Below are 14,671 nucleotides of genomic sequence, written 5' to 3'. Positions count from 1 at the left end.
CCCTGGTGCGGGTTCCGTCCTGATCAGGGAGATCTTGGGGTGAAGGGTTCCCTTCGGGCGGGTCGCCCGGTACGGTTCGGTGCCGTAACGCAGCGAAGGCGGCACATTCGGTGAGCCGACGCGCCGACAGGAGGACCGGCCGGTGACGCGGGAGATCGACCAGTCGTGGGTCGAGGAGGCGATCGAGCGGTACCGGCGCATCGAGGCGCTGCGAGCCGAGTTCGACGAGGCGATCCGGCGGGTCGAGGTCACCGTCCGGTCGCCGGACGGCCTGGTCGAGCTGGTCGTCACCGCCGACGGGTCGGTCGGCGACGTACGGTTCGTCGGTGCCCCGCAGGTGCGTACCGGGCCGGAGCTGGCCCGCTCGGTCCGGGCCGCCATCACCGCCGCGGACGACGCCGCCCGGTGGGCCCGGGAGAAGCTCTACACCGAGACGTTCGGCGAGTACCGCCGGCTGGCGGAGGACTGAGTGGACGGCCTCCGGGACCTCGCCGTCCAGTTGGAGAGCGCGGCCGGCGTCCTCGCCGACCTCGCCCGCCGGGTGCCGTACGCCGGGCCGTCCGGCAGCGCCTTCGCCGCCGACGGGCCGGGGCGGCTCGGCGAGGTCGGCGCGATGCTGCACCGGCAGTGGACGGCTGCGCTCGACGACCGGACCCGCGAACTGCTCGGCACGGCAGAGCGGCTGACCGACACCGGCGCCGCGCTGCGGACCGCCGCCATCGGGTACGCCGACGGCGAGGTCGAGGCGTACCGGCGGGTGGTCCGGTCGGGCCGTCCGGAGGAGGCGTGATGGACGTACTCGACCAGCTCGCCGAGCCCGCCGTCGCGTTGACCGGGCGGGTCGACGACCTGCTCGCCGCCGCGGGTGCGCCGGACGGGCACCGGATCTGGCCGCTGCTGCGCCGGCTCCGGGTGCTGCCCGGTGACGCGGTCCGCGCCGTGCTGGAGTTGCGTCCCGAAGCGCTGGCCGGTGCGGGTGAGGTGGGCGCGGAACTGCGCCGGGCCTACCACGAGACCGGGGCGGTGCTCGCCGACGGCGGCTCGTGGCAGGGCCCGACCGCCGAGGTCTACGCGGCACACCGCAGCGGCCTGGCGGAGCACGTCACCGGGCTGACCGGCCGGGTCGACGCCATGACCGGGTACGCCGAGGCGGTCGCCGGTTGGATCGAGGAGACCCGGTACGCGCTGGCGCGTACCCTCGCCGACGTCCTCGGTTCGGCGGAGGCCGTCGCCGTGCTGACCACTCCGCCCCGGGCAGCCGGCGTCGAGCCTGGCGGGTTGCCGCCCGGTCCGGCCGCGGCCGAGATCGGCGCCCGGATCCTGGGCACGGTCGACGAGGCGTACGACCGGGCGGAGGCGCTGCCCCGGCGCTGGGCGGCGGAGCTGGACCTCCTCGACCACCGCCCCCCGGACCTGCCGACCGTACGTCCCGACGCCGGACGCATCGCCCTCTGACAGCGGTGCGGTCGGGGTGACCCGGTCGACGTCACGGGTTGCATCCGGTACCCGGGTACAGGGTTACCGTCGGAACATGACGGAGAGATCGCTTGTCGAGGAGTCGTGGGTGTCGCAGGCGTGCACCCTGCCGACGGCGGAGCAGCCGTTGCGGCTGGCCGAGTTCGACGACCTGGTCGCCTCGGCGGTGCTCGGGGTGCACCGGGTCGACGGGCTGCGGGTACGGCTGGAGCTGCGGCCGGAGCCGGAGACGGCCGGGCGGGTGGCGGAGCTGATGGCCCGGGAGACCGGCTGCTGCTCGTTCTTCACCTTCACCCTCGCCGCGACCGGCGGGCAGCTCGCCCTGGAGATGGCGGTGCCGGCCGGGCAGGTCGAGGTGCTGGACGCGCTGGCCGCCCGTGCGGGGGCGGGTGGCCGAGCGTGAGGTCAGGGCTGCGGTCGGGGCAGCTGGCCGAGGCGGCCGGGGTGAACCAGCAGACGCTGCGCTACTACGAGCGGCGGGGCCTGGTGGCCGAGCCGGACCGGACGCTGGGCGGGCACCGGCTCTATCCGCCGGAGACGGTCACCATCGTCCGGGTTATCAAGACGGCCCAGCGGCTCGGGTTCACCCTGGACGAGGTGGCCGAGTTGTTGAGTGTCGGCGCCCACCGGCACGGCCGGCGGCCCGAGGCGGGGCTGCGGGCCCGCGCCCAGGCCAAGCTGGCCGAGGTCGAGCGGAAGATCACCGACCTGTCGGTGATCCGGGAGACGCTGCGCGAGGCGGTCGCCGCCGGCTGCGACGACCTGGTCGCCTGCGCGGAGAGCCCGCGCTGCCCGCTGCCGTTCGTCGAGCTGACCAGTCAGGCCGGTTGCTAGGGGTCCCGGTGGTGACTGTCGCGCGTTCCCTGGTCCTGTTCGTGCTCGCCGCGCTGGCCGAGATCGGCGGTGCCTGGCTGATCTGGCAGGGCTGGCGGGAGCACCGTGGCGTGCTCTGGATCGCCGCCGGGATAGTGGCGCTCGGCGCGTACGGGTTCGCGGCCTCGTTGCAGCCGGACCCGAACTTCGGCCGGATCCTGGCCGCGTACGGCGGGATCTTCGTCGCCGGCTCGCTGGCCTGGGGCATCGTGGTCGACGGGTTCCGCCCGGACCGCTGGGACGTCACCGGCGCGGTGATCTGCCTGGTCGGCGTCGCCGTGATCATGTACGCCCCGCGCGGCTGACGCCCCTGAGGTCGGTCCCGTCGCGGACGAACATGCCCGACGAGCGTGATACCACCCTGTCATCATGATGACAGGGTGGTATCAGCGCGGAAGCGATTGTCCCTCGGCAGCGGTCACCGTCCCGCAGCCGGTGGGGGCGCCGGATCTTGATCACTCAGCGAAGCCTGTCGTACACGCCTCGTATTCTGTCGCGATGCCGAGTGGAGAGCACGAGTCGCCGATCGCGTTGGCCAGGCTGGACCCGGATCTGGTGACCTGGCTGCTGACGAACCTGTTCGACGTCAAGGTGCCCGACTATCACCACGCCCGGGCGCAACCCACCGACGTGCGGGTGCTGGTTCCGCGTACCTACCACGCCGACGGCATGCTGCTGTTCTGCGACGCGGCCGACAAACCGGTACTCGCGGTGGTGCTGGAGGTCCAGCGTGGCTGGGACACCCGCAAGCGGTGGACGTGGAAGCTCTACGTGGCCCAGTTGGAGGCCGAGCTGACGGTCAACGCCGCACTGGTCGTCTACTGCCCCGACGCCGCGATCGCCCGGCGCTACCGGGGAATGTTCGAGTTCGAGGGACTCAGCCTGCCGCTGCGTCCGTTCATCTTCACGCCGCGTGACGTGCCGCTGGTCATCGACGTGGACCTGGCCCGAGCCAACCCGGCGCTCGCGGTGTTCTCGGTGATCTGCCACGGCACGGCCGCAGACGTGGACGCCGTGTTCCCGGCGCTGGCGGAGGCGCTGCGAGCGCTCGGCCCGAAGCGGGCGATCTCGTACTATGACATTGTCTTGGCTGGGCTGCCGCAGGCGCCCCGTGCACGCTGGGAGGCTTACATGAGCACCACCGTCGGCTCGGAGTTCCGTAGCGAGCTGCTGCGCGAGGTCGACGCCCACGGCGAGGCCCGGGGCGAGGCCCGGGGCGAGGCCCGCGGGGAGGCCCGGGCGGTGCTGGCTGTTCTCGACACCCGGGGCGTGTCCGTTCCCGAGGTTGTCCGCGAGCGGATTCTCGGGTGCACGGACCTCGCTCAACTCGACATCTGGCTTCGCCGTGCGGTCACCGCCGGTACGGCCGAGGATGTCGTCAGCGGATAGTCCGATGCTCTGACGCGGGCACGCCGCTTGGTCAGCTGTCGTGGATCGGTAGGCTCCGGCCGATGAGCGAGTTCCAGTACTACGAGTTTCTGGCGGTCGACCGGCAGCTGAGCAAGCGGGAGATGGCCCAGGTGCGGTCTCTCTCCACCCGGGCGACGATCACCCCGACCAGCTTTGTCAACAGCTACCACTGGGGCAATTTCAAGGGTGATCCACAAGGGCTTGTCGAGCAGTACTACGACGCATTTCTCTACCTTGCGAACTGGGGCACCCGCCAGCTCATGCTCCGGTTGCCCATCAGTTCGCTGGATCTCAGCACCGCGGAGCAGTACTGCTGGGGTGGTTCTGCCTCGGCGTGGGCAACAGGCGACCATGTCGTGCTCGACCTGTGTTTCGAGAACGACGGAGAGGAGTGGGACTGGGAGGACAGCGACGGCAGCGGACTGCTGGCGTCCATCGCCCCCGCCCGTGCCGAGCTGGCCTCCGGGGAAGTCCGACTGCTCTATCTGGCCTGGTTGTTGAGCGTCTGTCGGGATGATATCGACGAGGGCGAATTTGAGCCGCCCGTGCCGCCGGGGCTGAGCGAGCTGAGCGGAGCATTGGACTCCCTCGTCGACTTCCTACACATCGACCGTGACCTGCTCGCGGCTGCGGCCGAAGCGAGCCAGCCGCTGACCGAACGCCCCGAGTCGTCGGCGGAACTGGCCAGTTGGCTGCGACAATTGCCGACCACCAGGAAGGATGCCCTACTGCTACGCGTCGCCCGGGGCGGCGCGAGCGGCGTACAGGCAGAGGTGTTGCGAGACTTCCGGGCCGCGACCTCCGACGAAGGCCCGGCGGCCGGCACGGGTGCGACCGGGCACCGCACCGTGGCCGAGCTGTGGGTCGCGGCCGAGGTACGCGGAGCTGAACGGATACTCCAGGCCGAGCGGGCGGCGGCGGAGGAGCAGGTCGCCCGGGAACGGGAGGCGGCGCTGGCCCGCGAGAGGCGCCTCGACGCGCTGGCGGCGAACGGCGGAGAGCGAGCCTGGCAGCAGATCGCCGAGCTGATCTCCGCGAAGAAGACCAGCGGGTACGACGCGGCCGTGGCAATTCTAGAGGACCTGTACGCGCTCAGCGAGCGGGATGGGTGGACCGACGAGTTCGCTCGACGTCTCGACGCGCTCCGGTCGGAGCACGCCCGGAAACCCTCCTTCGTGCAACGCGTCGACCGGGCACTGCTCCCACTCGGCTAGGCGCGGACACCGACAGGTCGGAAGCGGGACCCGGGAGAGATGTCGGCCGCGAGTGCACTGGCGGATGCGCTGCGAGCGGTCGGCTCGACGCGGGTGATCTCGTGCTATGACATTGTCCTGGCAGGGCTGCCTAAGGCGCCCCGTGCACGCTGGGAGGCTTACATGAGCACCACCGTCGGTTCCGAGTTCCGTAGCGAGCTGCTGCGCGAGGTCGAGGCGCGGGGCGAGGCGCGGGGCGAGGCGCGGGGCGAGGCGCGCGCGGTGCTGGCCGTCCTGGAGATCCGGGGCGTGCCCGTCCCGGACGCCGTCCACGAGCGGATTCTCGGGTGCACGGACCTTGCTCAACTCGACATCTGGCTGCGCCGCGCCGTCACCGCCACCACGATCGAGGACGTCGTCAGCGGATAGTCCGCTGGCCGGGCCGACAGGCGGTCGCCTCGATCTCGATCACCCGGCCGTCCCTCGCTCGATCAGCAGGGCGACTTCGCGTCGCCCGTTCGCGTCGCTCAGGTGGAACATGTCCGCGCCGACGACGCGGATCGCGCGTTCGGCGCGTAGCTGCGCGGTGACGAGGGTGTCGAGTAGCCGGCCAACAGGTCGCTGTCCCGGAGGACGGGAGGTGGCCACCAGGTTCGCGGGGCGTCGGATCCGTCGTAGGGTGGGCGGCATGGGGATGCTGTGCGCGGTCAGTTTCAACCGGTACGGCCGCCTCTACTACCTCGACCCGGGCGAGCTGCGGCCGGCGGTCGGTGACCGGGTGCTGGTCCCCACCGACGAGGGGACAGAGGTGGCCGAGTGCGTCTGGGCTCCGCAGTGGGTGTCCGAGGACACCAGCGGCTTTCCCCGGCTGGCCGGGCTGGCCGCCGAGGACGACCTGCGGCGTGACGAGATGCTTCGCAGGCGCAAGGCCGAGGCGAAGGTGGCCGCGAAGCGGCTGATCCGGGAGCACAAGCTGCCGATGAAGGTGGTCGCGGTGGACCACGTCGTCGAGCCGGCGGCGAACGGTGGCTCGAACGGCTCTCGGACCACGATCTACTTCACCGCGCCGCACCGGGTCGACTTCCGGTCCCTGGTCCGCGACCTGGGCGCCACCCTGCACTGCCGGGTCGAGCTGCGCCAGCTCTCCGCCCGGGACTCGGCCCGGGTGCAGGGCGGCATCGGCTCCTGCGGGCGGGACCTCTGCTGCGCCACCTTCCTCACCGACTTCGAGCCGGTGACCATCCGGATGGCCAAGGACCAGGAGCTGCCGCTCAACCCGCTGCGCATCTCCGGCGCCTGCGGCCGGCTGATGTGCTGCCTGAAGTACGAGCATCCGCTGTACGCCGAAAGCAGCAACTACCCGAGCCCTGGTCAGCGGGTCGAGACGCCGGACGGCACGGCGAAGGTCGTCTCCCGGCATCCCCCGAGCGAGACGGTGACGGTCCGGCAGCTCTCCGACGGCTCCGTCAACCGATGTGCCCTGGCCGACGTCTGCGGACCCCGCCGGGCCTACGACTCGCGTCCCGCGACCGCCACGGAATAGTGCCGCAGCCGCGGTGACCCCCGGCGGGGGGAAGGCCGGGGGTCACGCGGGCGGTCACCGCTGCAACGGTTTCCGCCGCCCCGACACGGCTGGACCGGCGTGCCGGGGCTGGGTGGGTGATGAGGAGATAGGTCGTCAGCGGCGCCGGGGGACCCAGTAGAGGATCTGGCCGGCGATCAGCGCGGGGTGTGTGTCGGGCATCGCCTGCATGGCGCGGGTGAGGTGCGCGCCGAGGTACATCATCAGGCCCACCCGGTTGCCTTTGAAGCCGATCAGCAGGGCGAGCCGGGCTGGGGCGCAGGGCCAGGGGTCGTCGCAGGTCAGGCAGCGGTACGTCGGCGCCGGGTTGTGCCGGCCGGCCGGGTGGCGGCGCTGGGCGAGCCGGCGCATGTGCCGGTACCAGCGCTCCTGCGGCCCGATCACGGCTACGTCCGACCGGCTCGTTGAACCTGGGACCGCCGTTCCCCGTAGCGGGCCCGGTGGGTCTGGGCGGGGGTCAGCGCGCCGACCCGGCCGATCTGGTGCCTGCCGGACGGCGAGTTCCAGAACGGGTCGTTCGTGGCCCGGCTCCGCGCAACGGCCGGTGAGGGCGGGGCGACGGGCTCTCGGAGGTACGGCGGCCACGGCCCCGGGACTCGTGTGCGGGTGAGTGTTTCCGGGCAGCGCCAACGGTGGCCGCATCGGCAGTACAGCCAAAGCCGCCGCCAGTCCCGTCGGTGTCGCCTTCGCTTTACCGGTCGCATTTCTGATCACCTCTCGGGCTTTCGCGGAATCACCATTTCTGCCTGTCGTCCACTCTGTACTCCCGGCGCCGGATGCCGGAAGATGCCTGGTGGTAGTGGTGGGCGAGAGATGAGTGGCGAACCCCAGTAGGCCGTAGCTGTGGAGTAATCGGAATGGACGATCTTCGGAAGACAATCCGTCGGGAGCGCAACCGGAAAGGGCTGACGCAAGATCAGGCGGGTGCGGCCGTCAGTGTCTCGGCTTCGTCCATCGGGGCGTTCGAGACCGGTCGCATGGTGCCCATGCCGGACACGGCGATGGCCCTGGACGCGCTCTTCGAGACCGGCACCGAGATCCAGGAAATGTCTGCCAAGGCCCGGGTCGACGGGGTGGCTCCGTGGCTGCGGCCGTGGACCGACAACGAGCAGCAGGCAACCCTGCTCCGCTGGTTCGAGCACTCCCTGATCCCCGGACTGTTGCAGACCGAGGCGTACGCCCGGGTGATCCTCGCCGCCGGGCCGCACCGGCGGGACAAGCTCGACGAGCTGACCGCGGCGCGGATGGCCCGGCAGACGGCGGCGCTGGACCGCGACGATCCGCCGACGCTTGTGGCGATCATCGGCGAGGCGGCCCTGCGGTTCGGCGACGGGGCGCTGATGAAGGAGCAACTGGAGCACCTGGTCGACGTCGGCCACCGGCCGAACGTGCACATCCGGGTGCTGCCGTTGTCGGCCGGCCTGCACGCCGGCCTGACCGGCGCCTTCGTCATCGCGAGCCTGCCCGGGTCTGGAAGTCCCCGCCTCGCCTACTTGGACGACCAGTTACGCGGGCGGACTGTCGCGGACACCGAGGAGGTAGGCGAACTCGACCGGACGTGGGAGAGTTTGAGTGCGCTGGCGCTGCCGTGTGACCAGTCCCGAGACCTGATCCTGAGGATTATCGATGAGTACAACTGAACCGACCTGGCGGAAGTCCAGTCGTAGCGGGTCGAACGGTGGCGCCTGTGTCGAGGTGGCCGACAACCTTCCGGGGCGCGTACTGGTGCGGGACAGCAAGGACCCGGCCGGGCCGGTGCTGACCTTCGGTCCCGGGCAGTGGCGCGGTTTCGTCAGTCTGGCGAAGTCTGCGGGCTGAACCGCCGGCTGACCCCGGCTGACCGGCCGACCGGCTGCCGAGCAGCCGGTTCAGCGGAGCGTGAACGGGGCTTCGGCGAGCCGGTATGTCAGCGGCTGGTCCGGTGCCAGCCAGGAGTCGTCCGGGGCGCCGCCCGGGTCGGCCCGCCAGCGCCGGCAGATTTTGTCCACCGCGACCGGATAGCCGGTGAGGGTGCCGTCGGCGGCGATGTGCAGCCGGAGGAAGCACTTCGCGTCCTCGATGCCCTGGCCGGCGAAGAGTTCGTTGAGGTTCACCCCGAACGAGCCGGCGACCAGCAGATAGAGTGCGGTGAGCTGGCTGGCCACCAGGCCGGCGATCGGCCCGTAGACCACCGCCGCCGCGACCACCGACATCGGCCACGGCCAGGCGTGGAAGAAGAGCTGGAGCCAGAGCCAGGTGCCGGCGGCGGCGAGCCCGACGTGCGCGAAGCCGTGGCAGAGCCCGAGGATCCAGTGCCGGGCGTGCCGTTTGCCGGTGGCGCTCGGCGGCTTGGCGAAGAAGACCGCACCGAGCACCGTGACGAGCAGCATGACGACCAGCGGGATGCTGAACAGCCGCTGCGCCGTCGCCTCGGAGCGCGGGGCGACCACGCCGGCCATCGCCAGCATCAGCAGGATGTGCAGCCCGCCGAGCAGGGTGGAGAAGCCCGGGTTGCGCAGCGGCAGCCGGCCGAAGATCCCCCAGCCGTACCGCCGGGAGCTGGCCGCGTCCGGATAGCGGGCGGCCAACTCGTACGCCTGGCTGGTGCTGGCCCGGCGGACCAGGGTGTCCTTCGGCGGCACCTCGATCCGGTCCGGCAGCTTGTGGGTGGGGTAGAGGTAGGCGCCCCCGCCGCCGCAGGTGACCAGGTCGCGGTCGGGGCCGCTGTAACGGGCGTAGTGGTGCAGGTCGCCGGAGAGCAGCAGCCGGACCTGGGCGCCGGTCGGCGCGACGATGGTACGGATGAAATAGTCGATCGTGTCGTACTCGTGGGGCTTGTCGACGGCCTTGACCCAGGACGGCTCCGGCACAGCGATGATCACCCGCGACTCGGCGGTGAGCTGCTGCGCCGCCTCCTCGAAGTAGCGCAGTTGCGGGTCGTCGAGGTACGCCCCGGACTGGCCGTCGAGCCCGAACAGCCACCAGTCGGCCGGCAGCTCGACGGCGAAGTAGGAGCGGCTCTGCGGGGTACGCCAGCCGCCGACGTTGTCGTCCCGGGAGCGGACGAAGAGCCGGAGGAAGGCGGTGAGGCCGTCGTACCAGTCGTGGTTGCCGGGGACGGCGTAGAGCGCCGGGGGCGGGCCGTCGGCCGGCGGCAGCGGCAGGGCGGCCTGGTAGGGGCCCTTGCACCTGTTCTCGTACGCCTCGCCGCTGGCGGTCGGATAGACCTGGTCACCGCCCATCAGCAGCATCCGGCCGCGCGGCAGCCGGTGCCCGTCGGCCTCCAACTCCCGCCGGCTGAGCAGGTAGGCGACCGAGTAGGTGGCGTTGAACCCGTCCCCGAGGTCGGCCACGAAGTCGAGCCAGAGGTCGCCGTCCGGGCCGACCTGCCGGCTGACGGTGCCGGGCAGCGAGTTCTGCAACTCCCGTTTGTCGAGGTATGCCCCGAAGAGCAGCGCCAGTAGGGTACGCAACCCGGTGCTGATCAGCAGCAGCGGCGCCAGCCAGGGCACCGGGCGCTGCGGGGTGAAGCCGAGTTCGCGCGGATCGAGGCTGCCGGGGCGGGGAGGGGCCGCCGGCTGCGCCGGGACCGGCGGAGCCTGGTGATCGCTCATCGATGGCAGCCTACTGGGGCACCCTGACGGACCACTGTCCGCCTGCCGACCGTTCCGGCCGCCCGGATGCCGATGGAGGCCGCTGACCGCCGATGGAGGCCGCTGAACGCCGCTGGCGGACCGCACCGGGGCGGTACCGGACGGGGGTACCGAATGATCTTCCGGGGGCTGGCCGTCGGGAAACCCCTGAGCCGGGTCGGCGCCCGGTGTCGTACACTTGCCGGCGTTGCCGCCTTAGCTCAGTCGGTCAGAGCGACGCACTCGTAATGCGTAGGTCGACGGTTCGATTCCGTCAGGCGGCTCAAGCTGATGCCCTGACCAGCGGATCTGCTGGTCAGGGCATCGGTTTCATCGATGAAAATTTGAGTCGGCCACCGAAAACGCCCCTGTTGTCGGCTGAGTGGAGTCAGATCGGGACGTCGTGCGAGCGTGGGTGGCCGGCGGTGACGATGCACCGCGGACGAGGCGTGAGGTGCGGACGCAGTTGCGGGTAGGCCATTGGTCACGTCGTCCAGCCGGACCAGAGTTCCCCCCAGCCGGGACCGGACTGTGGTCCCAGCATCTCGGATGGGTGACGCCTGGATCGGCGGCGCCTGTTCGCTCGGTAGCGTTGATGTCCGATCACAGATCTGGCGGAGGTTCCTTGTGGGGCGGCTGGTGCTGACGGCTGATGAGGCGGCGGTATGTGAGGCCGTTGGGGTCAGATCGTTCGTGCAGGCTCGTTCACTCGTGGCGAGCGGCGCGCTGGCCGAGGTGAGCTGGGACCCGCGTTCCGGCCGTGGGCGGGCCGCCGTGCAAGGCGAGAGATCTGGTTGGGTGACGGTGTCGGTCGTCGTCGGCGTCGACGGCGCGCTCAAGAGCGTCAGGGGCGCGTGCACGTGCTCGGCAGCTCCGGTGTGCGCGCATCCGGCTGCCTTGGCGTTGATCGCCTGCACCTCCGAGGCGTCTAAGCCGCAGCCGCCGTCGTCATGGGAGTTGGCGTTGACTGGCCTGGTCAGCGCTGACAGCCCGGCCGTCGTGCCAGGTGCTCCGGAACTGGCGTTGCAGTTCGAGCTCGAAGACGGCGACGGCCGTGGGAAGTGGCGGATCGGGCTCCGGCCAGTAGTGCCGGGCAAGAGGGGCTGGATCCGTAGCGGTGTCTCGTGGGGGACCCTCGGCTTTGGGAACGTCCCTGATTCACCGCACACGCAGCATCATGTGGATCTCTTGGCGGAGTTGCTCGCGCTGGCGGACGACGAGGGGGGCGACCCGTACGGTTATCGCTACTACGGCTCGGGTCAGCGCGTCGTCTACCTGGATGAGTTCCGTAGCCGGCGGGTGTGGGACGTTCTGGCCGAGGCGCGGGAGGCGGGGCTGCCGCTGGTGCAGAGTGGCCGCGCGGCGTCACCGGTTCAGGTCTCGGCAGGGCCGGTGCGATTTTCCGTGCGGGCCGATCGAGTCGCTGCGGGCCTGCGGCTCCGTCCGGCCCTGAGCGACGATGCGGGGACGATCGATCCCGAGAAGTTGATCGTGGTCGGGCGACCGGCGCATGGCGTTGCCTGGTGGGGTACGACGGGGCCGGGTTCCTCGACGGATCCGGGTACCCTGCGGCTCGCGCCCCTGGCGAGACCCCTGCATTCGCGGGTCATCGAGGCGCTTGCTGCGCCAGAGATCGTCGTTCCGGCCGCCGAAGAGCCTCGTTTCCTGCGGCAGTACTATCCGGGGCTCGTCCGTCAGGCCGCGGTGGTGCCGGCCGACGAGACGGTGGGTCTGCCTGAGCTCGGGAAGGCGATGCTGACGCTGTCGGTGCGGCCGCTACCGGATCACCGTATGTCGTTGTCCTGGGAGTGGGTGGCCGTCGTCGGTTCGGAGAACCAGGTGGAGCCGCTGCACGCCGGTGTGCACGACGACCCCGACCGGACCGCGACGTTGCAACGCGTCACGGCGCTGGTGGCGGACCCGGCGTACGGGCTGACGGAGCCGTTCCCGGCCGGACGGCGGCTGCTGGAGCATGCTGTCGTCGCCGACGACGCGATGCTGCGGCTCGTACGCGACGTGCTTCCCCGACTTGGCGCGCTGGACGGCGTCGACGTGGTCGTCAAGACGGATGACGACGTTCCGGAGTATGTCGAGACGCAGGAAGCCCCGGTGGTTTCGTTTGCGGGCGCGACCGAAGCCAGCGCCGGCGCACAGGACTGGTTCGACCTGTCTGTCCGTGTCACCGTCGATGGTGAGGAGGTCGGCTTCGAAGGGCTGTTCCTTGCGCTCGCCGCCGAACAGGAGTTCATGATCCTACCCAGCGGTCGCTACTTCCGGCTTGAGCAGCCAGAGTTCCGGCAGCTGCGCGACCTGATAGCGGAGTCCCGTGAGTTGGAGGACGCCCCGCCCGGTGTGCTGCGGGTCGGACGCTTTCAGGCGGGGCTGTGGCAGGAGTTGTCCGAGTTGGGCGAGGTCACCGGTCAGGCGGCGGTCTGGAAGGAGTCCGTGCGCGCGCTCAGCGATGCGAAGGCTGGTCCCGCCGACCCGCCCCCGGTGGGGCTGGACGCTACCCTCCGGCCGTACCAGCTGGAAGGCTTCCGATGGCTCGCCACCCTGCACCGGCATGATCTCGGCGGGGTGCTTGCCGACGACATGGGGCTGGGCAAGACGCTGCAGGCGCTGGCCCTGATCTGCCACGCCGTCGAACAGGCGCCCGCCGGGGCCCCGTTCCTGGTGGTCGCCCCCGCCAGTGTCGTCAGCAACTGGGCGCACGAGGCGGCGCGCTTCGCCCCGCATCTCACCGTCACGCCCATCGTTCAGACCGGCGCGCGTCGGGCCGGCGCGCTGGAACAAGTGGTCACCGGATCGCACGTCGTGGTCACGTCGTACACCCTGTTCCGGCTCGAGTACGACGACTACGCGGCGTTGCCGTGGACCGGACTGATCCTCGACGAGGCGCAGTTCGTCAAAAACGCTCAGTCGCAGACGTACCGGTGCGCGAAGCAGTTGCCAGCCGCGTTCAAGCTCGCGATCACCGGCACACCGATGGAGAACAACCTGGCCGAGCTCTGGGCCCTGCTCTCCATCACCGCGCCCGGCCTGCTGCCCCGGCTCGACCGTTTCACCGACTACTACCGCCGGCCGATCGAGAAGGACCACGACGAGGCGCGGCTAGCGCAGCTACGTCGCCGGATCCGCCCGCTCATGCTGCGCCGCCGCAAGGCTGAGGTGGTCACCGAGCTGCCGGCAAAGCAGGAACAGGTCATCGAACTGGATCTGAACCCCAAGCATCGCCGGATGTACCAGACCTATCTGCAGCGGGAACGGCAGAAAGTCCTCGGCCTGCTCGGCGACATGCAGAAGAACCGCTTCGAAATCTTCCGGTCGCTGACCCTGCTGCGCCAGGCCAGCCTGGACCTGACCCTGGTCGACCCGAAACACCACGCCATCGCGTCGACGAAACTCGACGCGCTCTGCGACCAGGTCACCAATCTCGCCGCCGAGGGGCACCGGGTTCTCATCTTCAGCCAGTTCACCCGGTTCCTGGCCACCGCCCGGCAACGTCTCGAAGAGGCCGGCGTCGCCTGCTGCTATCTCGACGGCAAGACACGGCGGCGGGCGGAGGTCATCGCCGACTTCAAGAACGGGACGGCGCCGGCCTTCCTGGTCAGCCTCAAGTCGGGCGGCTTCGGGCTGAACCTGACCGAGGCCGACTACTGCATCCTGCTGGACCCGTGGTGGAACCCGGCGACCGAAGCTCAGGCGGTCGACCGTGTTCACCGCATCGGTCAGACCCGCAAGGTCATGGTCTACCGCCTGGTCGCCAAGGACACCATCGAGGAGAAGGTCATGGCGCTTCAAGCCAGGAAGGCCGAGCTGTTCAGCAGCGTCCTCGACGGCGGAGAGTTTACCTCCGCCGAACTGACCGCCGCTGACGTCCGCAGTCTGCTCGACTGACTTTCGACGAGGTCGACCATACGCCGGGAATTGGTATCCAAGCACCACCAACGGCACGATGGTCTGCGTGCCCACGACTGTCTCTTCTCGCCCGTCTCCGCATGTCGTTGAGGCGGTGCTGGAGCGGCTGACGTACGTCAACGAAGAGACCGGGTACACCGTCGCCCGAGTGGCGACCGGGCGTGGTTCGGATACGGCCGCCAGTTCGAGGTCGTCTCCTACACCACCGTGCTCCCCGCCACGATCCAGGGCATCCGCCGCTACCTTGGTTCCGGGCTGGTCAAGGGCATCGGGCCGGTGTTCGCCGAGCGGATCGTCGAGCATTTCGGCCTGGACACGTTGCAGATCATCGAGGACGAGCCGGGTCGGCTGGTGGAAGTGCCGGGGCTGGGCCCGAAACGCACGGCGAAGATCACCGCCGCGTGGGCGGAGCAGAAAACCATCAATGAAGTGATGATCTTCCGCCAAGGTGTCGGAGTGTCCGCCTCGATCGCGGTACGAATCTACAAGAAGTACGGCGACGCGTGCTCGTCGGCTCCCGCCGGGCGCTCGCCGCCGCCGTGCGCACCGTCGGCGCCGGCCGCCGCCACACCGCCCTCACCCACCGCCTCAAGCCATAGCCGGCGATT

At 70.4% G+C, this 14,671-nt stretch carries 16 protein-coding genes, 1 tRNA gene and 1 pseudogene; 15 read left to right on the top strand and 3 right to left on the bottom strand.

What is annotated here, in order from left to right; all coding sequences use genetic code 11:
• The first annotated feature begins 142 nt into the window (after positions 1–142).
• From O7626_RS31890 to O7626_RS31850, 9 genes are all read left to right on the top strand, one after another.
• A complete protein-coding gene (locus O7626_RS31890; protein WP_278064723.1) occupies positions 143–469 on the top strand; it encodes a YbaB/EbfC family nucleoid-associated protein in 327 nt (108 codons plus the stop codon).
• Positions 470–790 (top strand): hypothetical protein, encoded by a 321-nt coding sequence (locus O7626_RS31885; protein ID WP_278064722.1) that lies wholly within the window; start codon positions 470–472, stop codon positions 788–790. It begins immediately after the preceding gene.
• Complete coding sequence (locus tag O7626_RS31880) at positions 790–1,455, top strand: hypothetical protein (protein ID WP_278064721.1); 666 nt, start codon at positions 790–792, stop codon at positions 1,453–1,455. The genes O7626_RS31885 and O7626_RS31880 overlap by 1 nt, the downstream gene beginning before the upstream one ends.
• A 76-nt stretch (positions 1,456–1,531) precedes the next feature.
• Positions 1,532–1,879 carry a hypothetical protein gene (locus O7626_RS31875; protein ID WP_278064720.1) on the top strand — a complete coding sequence of 116 codons (348 nt, stop codon included), beginning with the start codon at positions 1,532–1,534 and terminating at the stop codon, positions 1,877–1,879.
• Positions 1,876–2,310, top strand: coding sequence for a MerR family transcriptional regulator (locus O7626_RS31870; RefSeq protein ID WP_278064719.1), 435 nt, complete (start codon positions 1,876–1,878; stop codon positions 2,308–2,310). The genes O7626_RS31875 and O7626_RS31870 overlap by 4 nt, the downstream gene beginning before the upstream one ends.
• Before the next feature lie 11 nt (positions 2,311–2,321).
• On the top strand, positions 2,322–2,654 hold the full coding sequence (locus O7626_RS31865; RefSeq protein WP_278064718.1) for a YnfA family protein: 333 nt from the start codon (positions 2,322–2,324) through the stop codon (positions 2,652–2,654).
• A gap of 193 nt (positions 2,655–2,847) precedes the next feature.
• Entirely contained in the window at positions 2,848–3,738 is an 891-nt protein-coding gene (locus tag O7626_RS31860; RefSeq protein WP_278064717.1) for a hypothetical protein, read from the top strand.
• Positions 3,739–3,800: 62 nt separating this feature from the next.
• Positions 3,801–4,973 carry a hypothetical protein gene (locus tag O7626_RS31855; protein ID WP_278064716.1) on the top strand — a complete coding sequence of 391 codons (1,173 nt, stop codon included), beginning with the start codon at positions 3,801–3,803 and terminating at the stop codon, positions 4,971–4,973.
• A gap of 162 nt (positions 4,974–5,135) precedes the next feature.
• Positions 5,136–5,381: a hypothetical protein gene (locus tag O7626_RS31850; RefSeq protein ID WP_278064715.1), complete on the top strand. Its 246-nt coding sequence runs from the start codon at positions 5,136–5,138 to the stop codon at positions 5,379–5,381.
• Between the two features lie 39 nt (positions 5,382–5,420).
• Here the strand turns inward: O7626_RS31850 and O7626_RS31845 are convergent, their stop codons facing one another.
• Positions 5,421–5,642: a hypothetical protein gene (locus tag O7626_RS31845; RefSeq protein WP_278064714.1), complete on the bottom strand. Its 222-nt coding sequence runs from the start codon at positions 5,640–5,642 to the stop codon at positions 5,421–5,423.
• Between O7626_RS31845 and ricT the strand changes: the two genes are divergently transcribed.
• A complete protein-coding gene (gene ricT / locus O7626_RS31840; RefSeq protein WP_278064713.1) occupies positions 5,641–6,495 on the top strand; it encodes a regulatory iron-sulfur-containing complex subunit RicT in 855 nt (284 codons plus the stop codon). The two genes, O7626_RS31845 and ricT, sit on opposite strands and share 2 nt — an antisense overlap.
• A gap of 135 nt (positions 6,496–6,630) precedes the next feature.
• Here the strand turns inward: ricT and O7626_RS31835 are convergent, their stop codons facing one another.
• Positions 6,631–6,918: a hypothetical protein gene (locus O7626_RS31835; protein WP_278064712.1), complete on the bottom strand. Its 288-nt coding sequence runs from the start codon at positions 6,916–6,918 to the stop codon at positions 6,631–6,633.
• 473 nt (positions 6,919–7,391) lie between these two features.
• Here O7626_RS31835 and O7626_RS31830 point away from each other — a divergent pair, with 473 nt between their 5' ends.
• On the top strand, positions 7,392–8,174 hold the full coding sequence (locus O7626_RS31830) for a helix-turn-helix transcriptional regulator (RefSeq protein ID WP_278064711.1): 783 nt from the start codon (positions 7,392–7,394) through the stop codon (positions 8,172–8,174).
• The gene (locus tag O7626_RS31825; RefSeq protein WP_278064710.1) at positions 8,161–8,352 is read left to right on the top strand and encodes a DUF397 domain-containing protein; all 192 of its coding nucleotides are present in this window, start codon (positions 8,161–8,163) and stop codon (positions 8,350–8,352) included. The genes O7626_RS31830 and O7626_RS31825 overlap by 14 nt, the downstream gene beginning before the upstream one ends.
• 50 nt (positions 8,353–8,402) lie before the next feature.
• Here the strand turns inward: O7626_RS31825 and O7626_RS31820 are convergent, their stop codons facing one another.
• Positions 8,403–10,127, bottom strand: coding sequence for a metallophosphoesterase (locus O7626_RS31820; protein ID WP_278064709.1), 1,725 nt, complete (start codon positions 10,125–10,127; stop codon positions 8,403–8,405).
• 228 nt (positions 10,128–10,355) lie between these two features.
• Here O7626_RS31820 and O7626_RS31815 point away from each other — a divergent pair.
• From O7626_RS31815 to O7626_RS31805, 3 genes and pseudogenes are all read left to right on the top strand, one after another.
• Positions 10,356–10,429 (top strand) — tRNA-Thr (locus tag O7626_RS31815).
• Between the two features lie 265 nt (positions 10,430–10,694).
• A complete protein-coding gene (locus tag O7626_RS31810) occupies positions 10,695–14,042 on the top strand; it encodes a DEAD/DEAH box helicase (RefSeq protein WP_278064708.1) in 3,348 nt (1,115 codons plus the stop codon).
• A gap of 58 nt (positions 14,043–14,100) precedes the next feature.
• Positions 14,101–14,564 (top strand): annotated as a pseudogene (locus O7626_RS31805) (ATP-dependent RecD-like DNA helicase); the annotation flags it as partial.
• Positions 14,565–14,671 lie beyond the last annotated feature (107 nt).

This window comes from Micromonospora sp. WMMD1102 (assembly GCF_029626265.1).
Taxonomy (GTDB): domain Bacteria; phylum Actinomycetota; class Actinomycetes; order Mycobacteriales; family Micromonosporaceae; genus Plantactinospora.
This window is presented reverse-complemented; position numbering and strand designations above follow the sequence as displayed.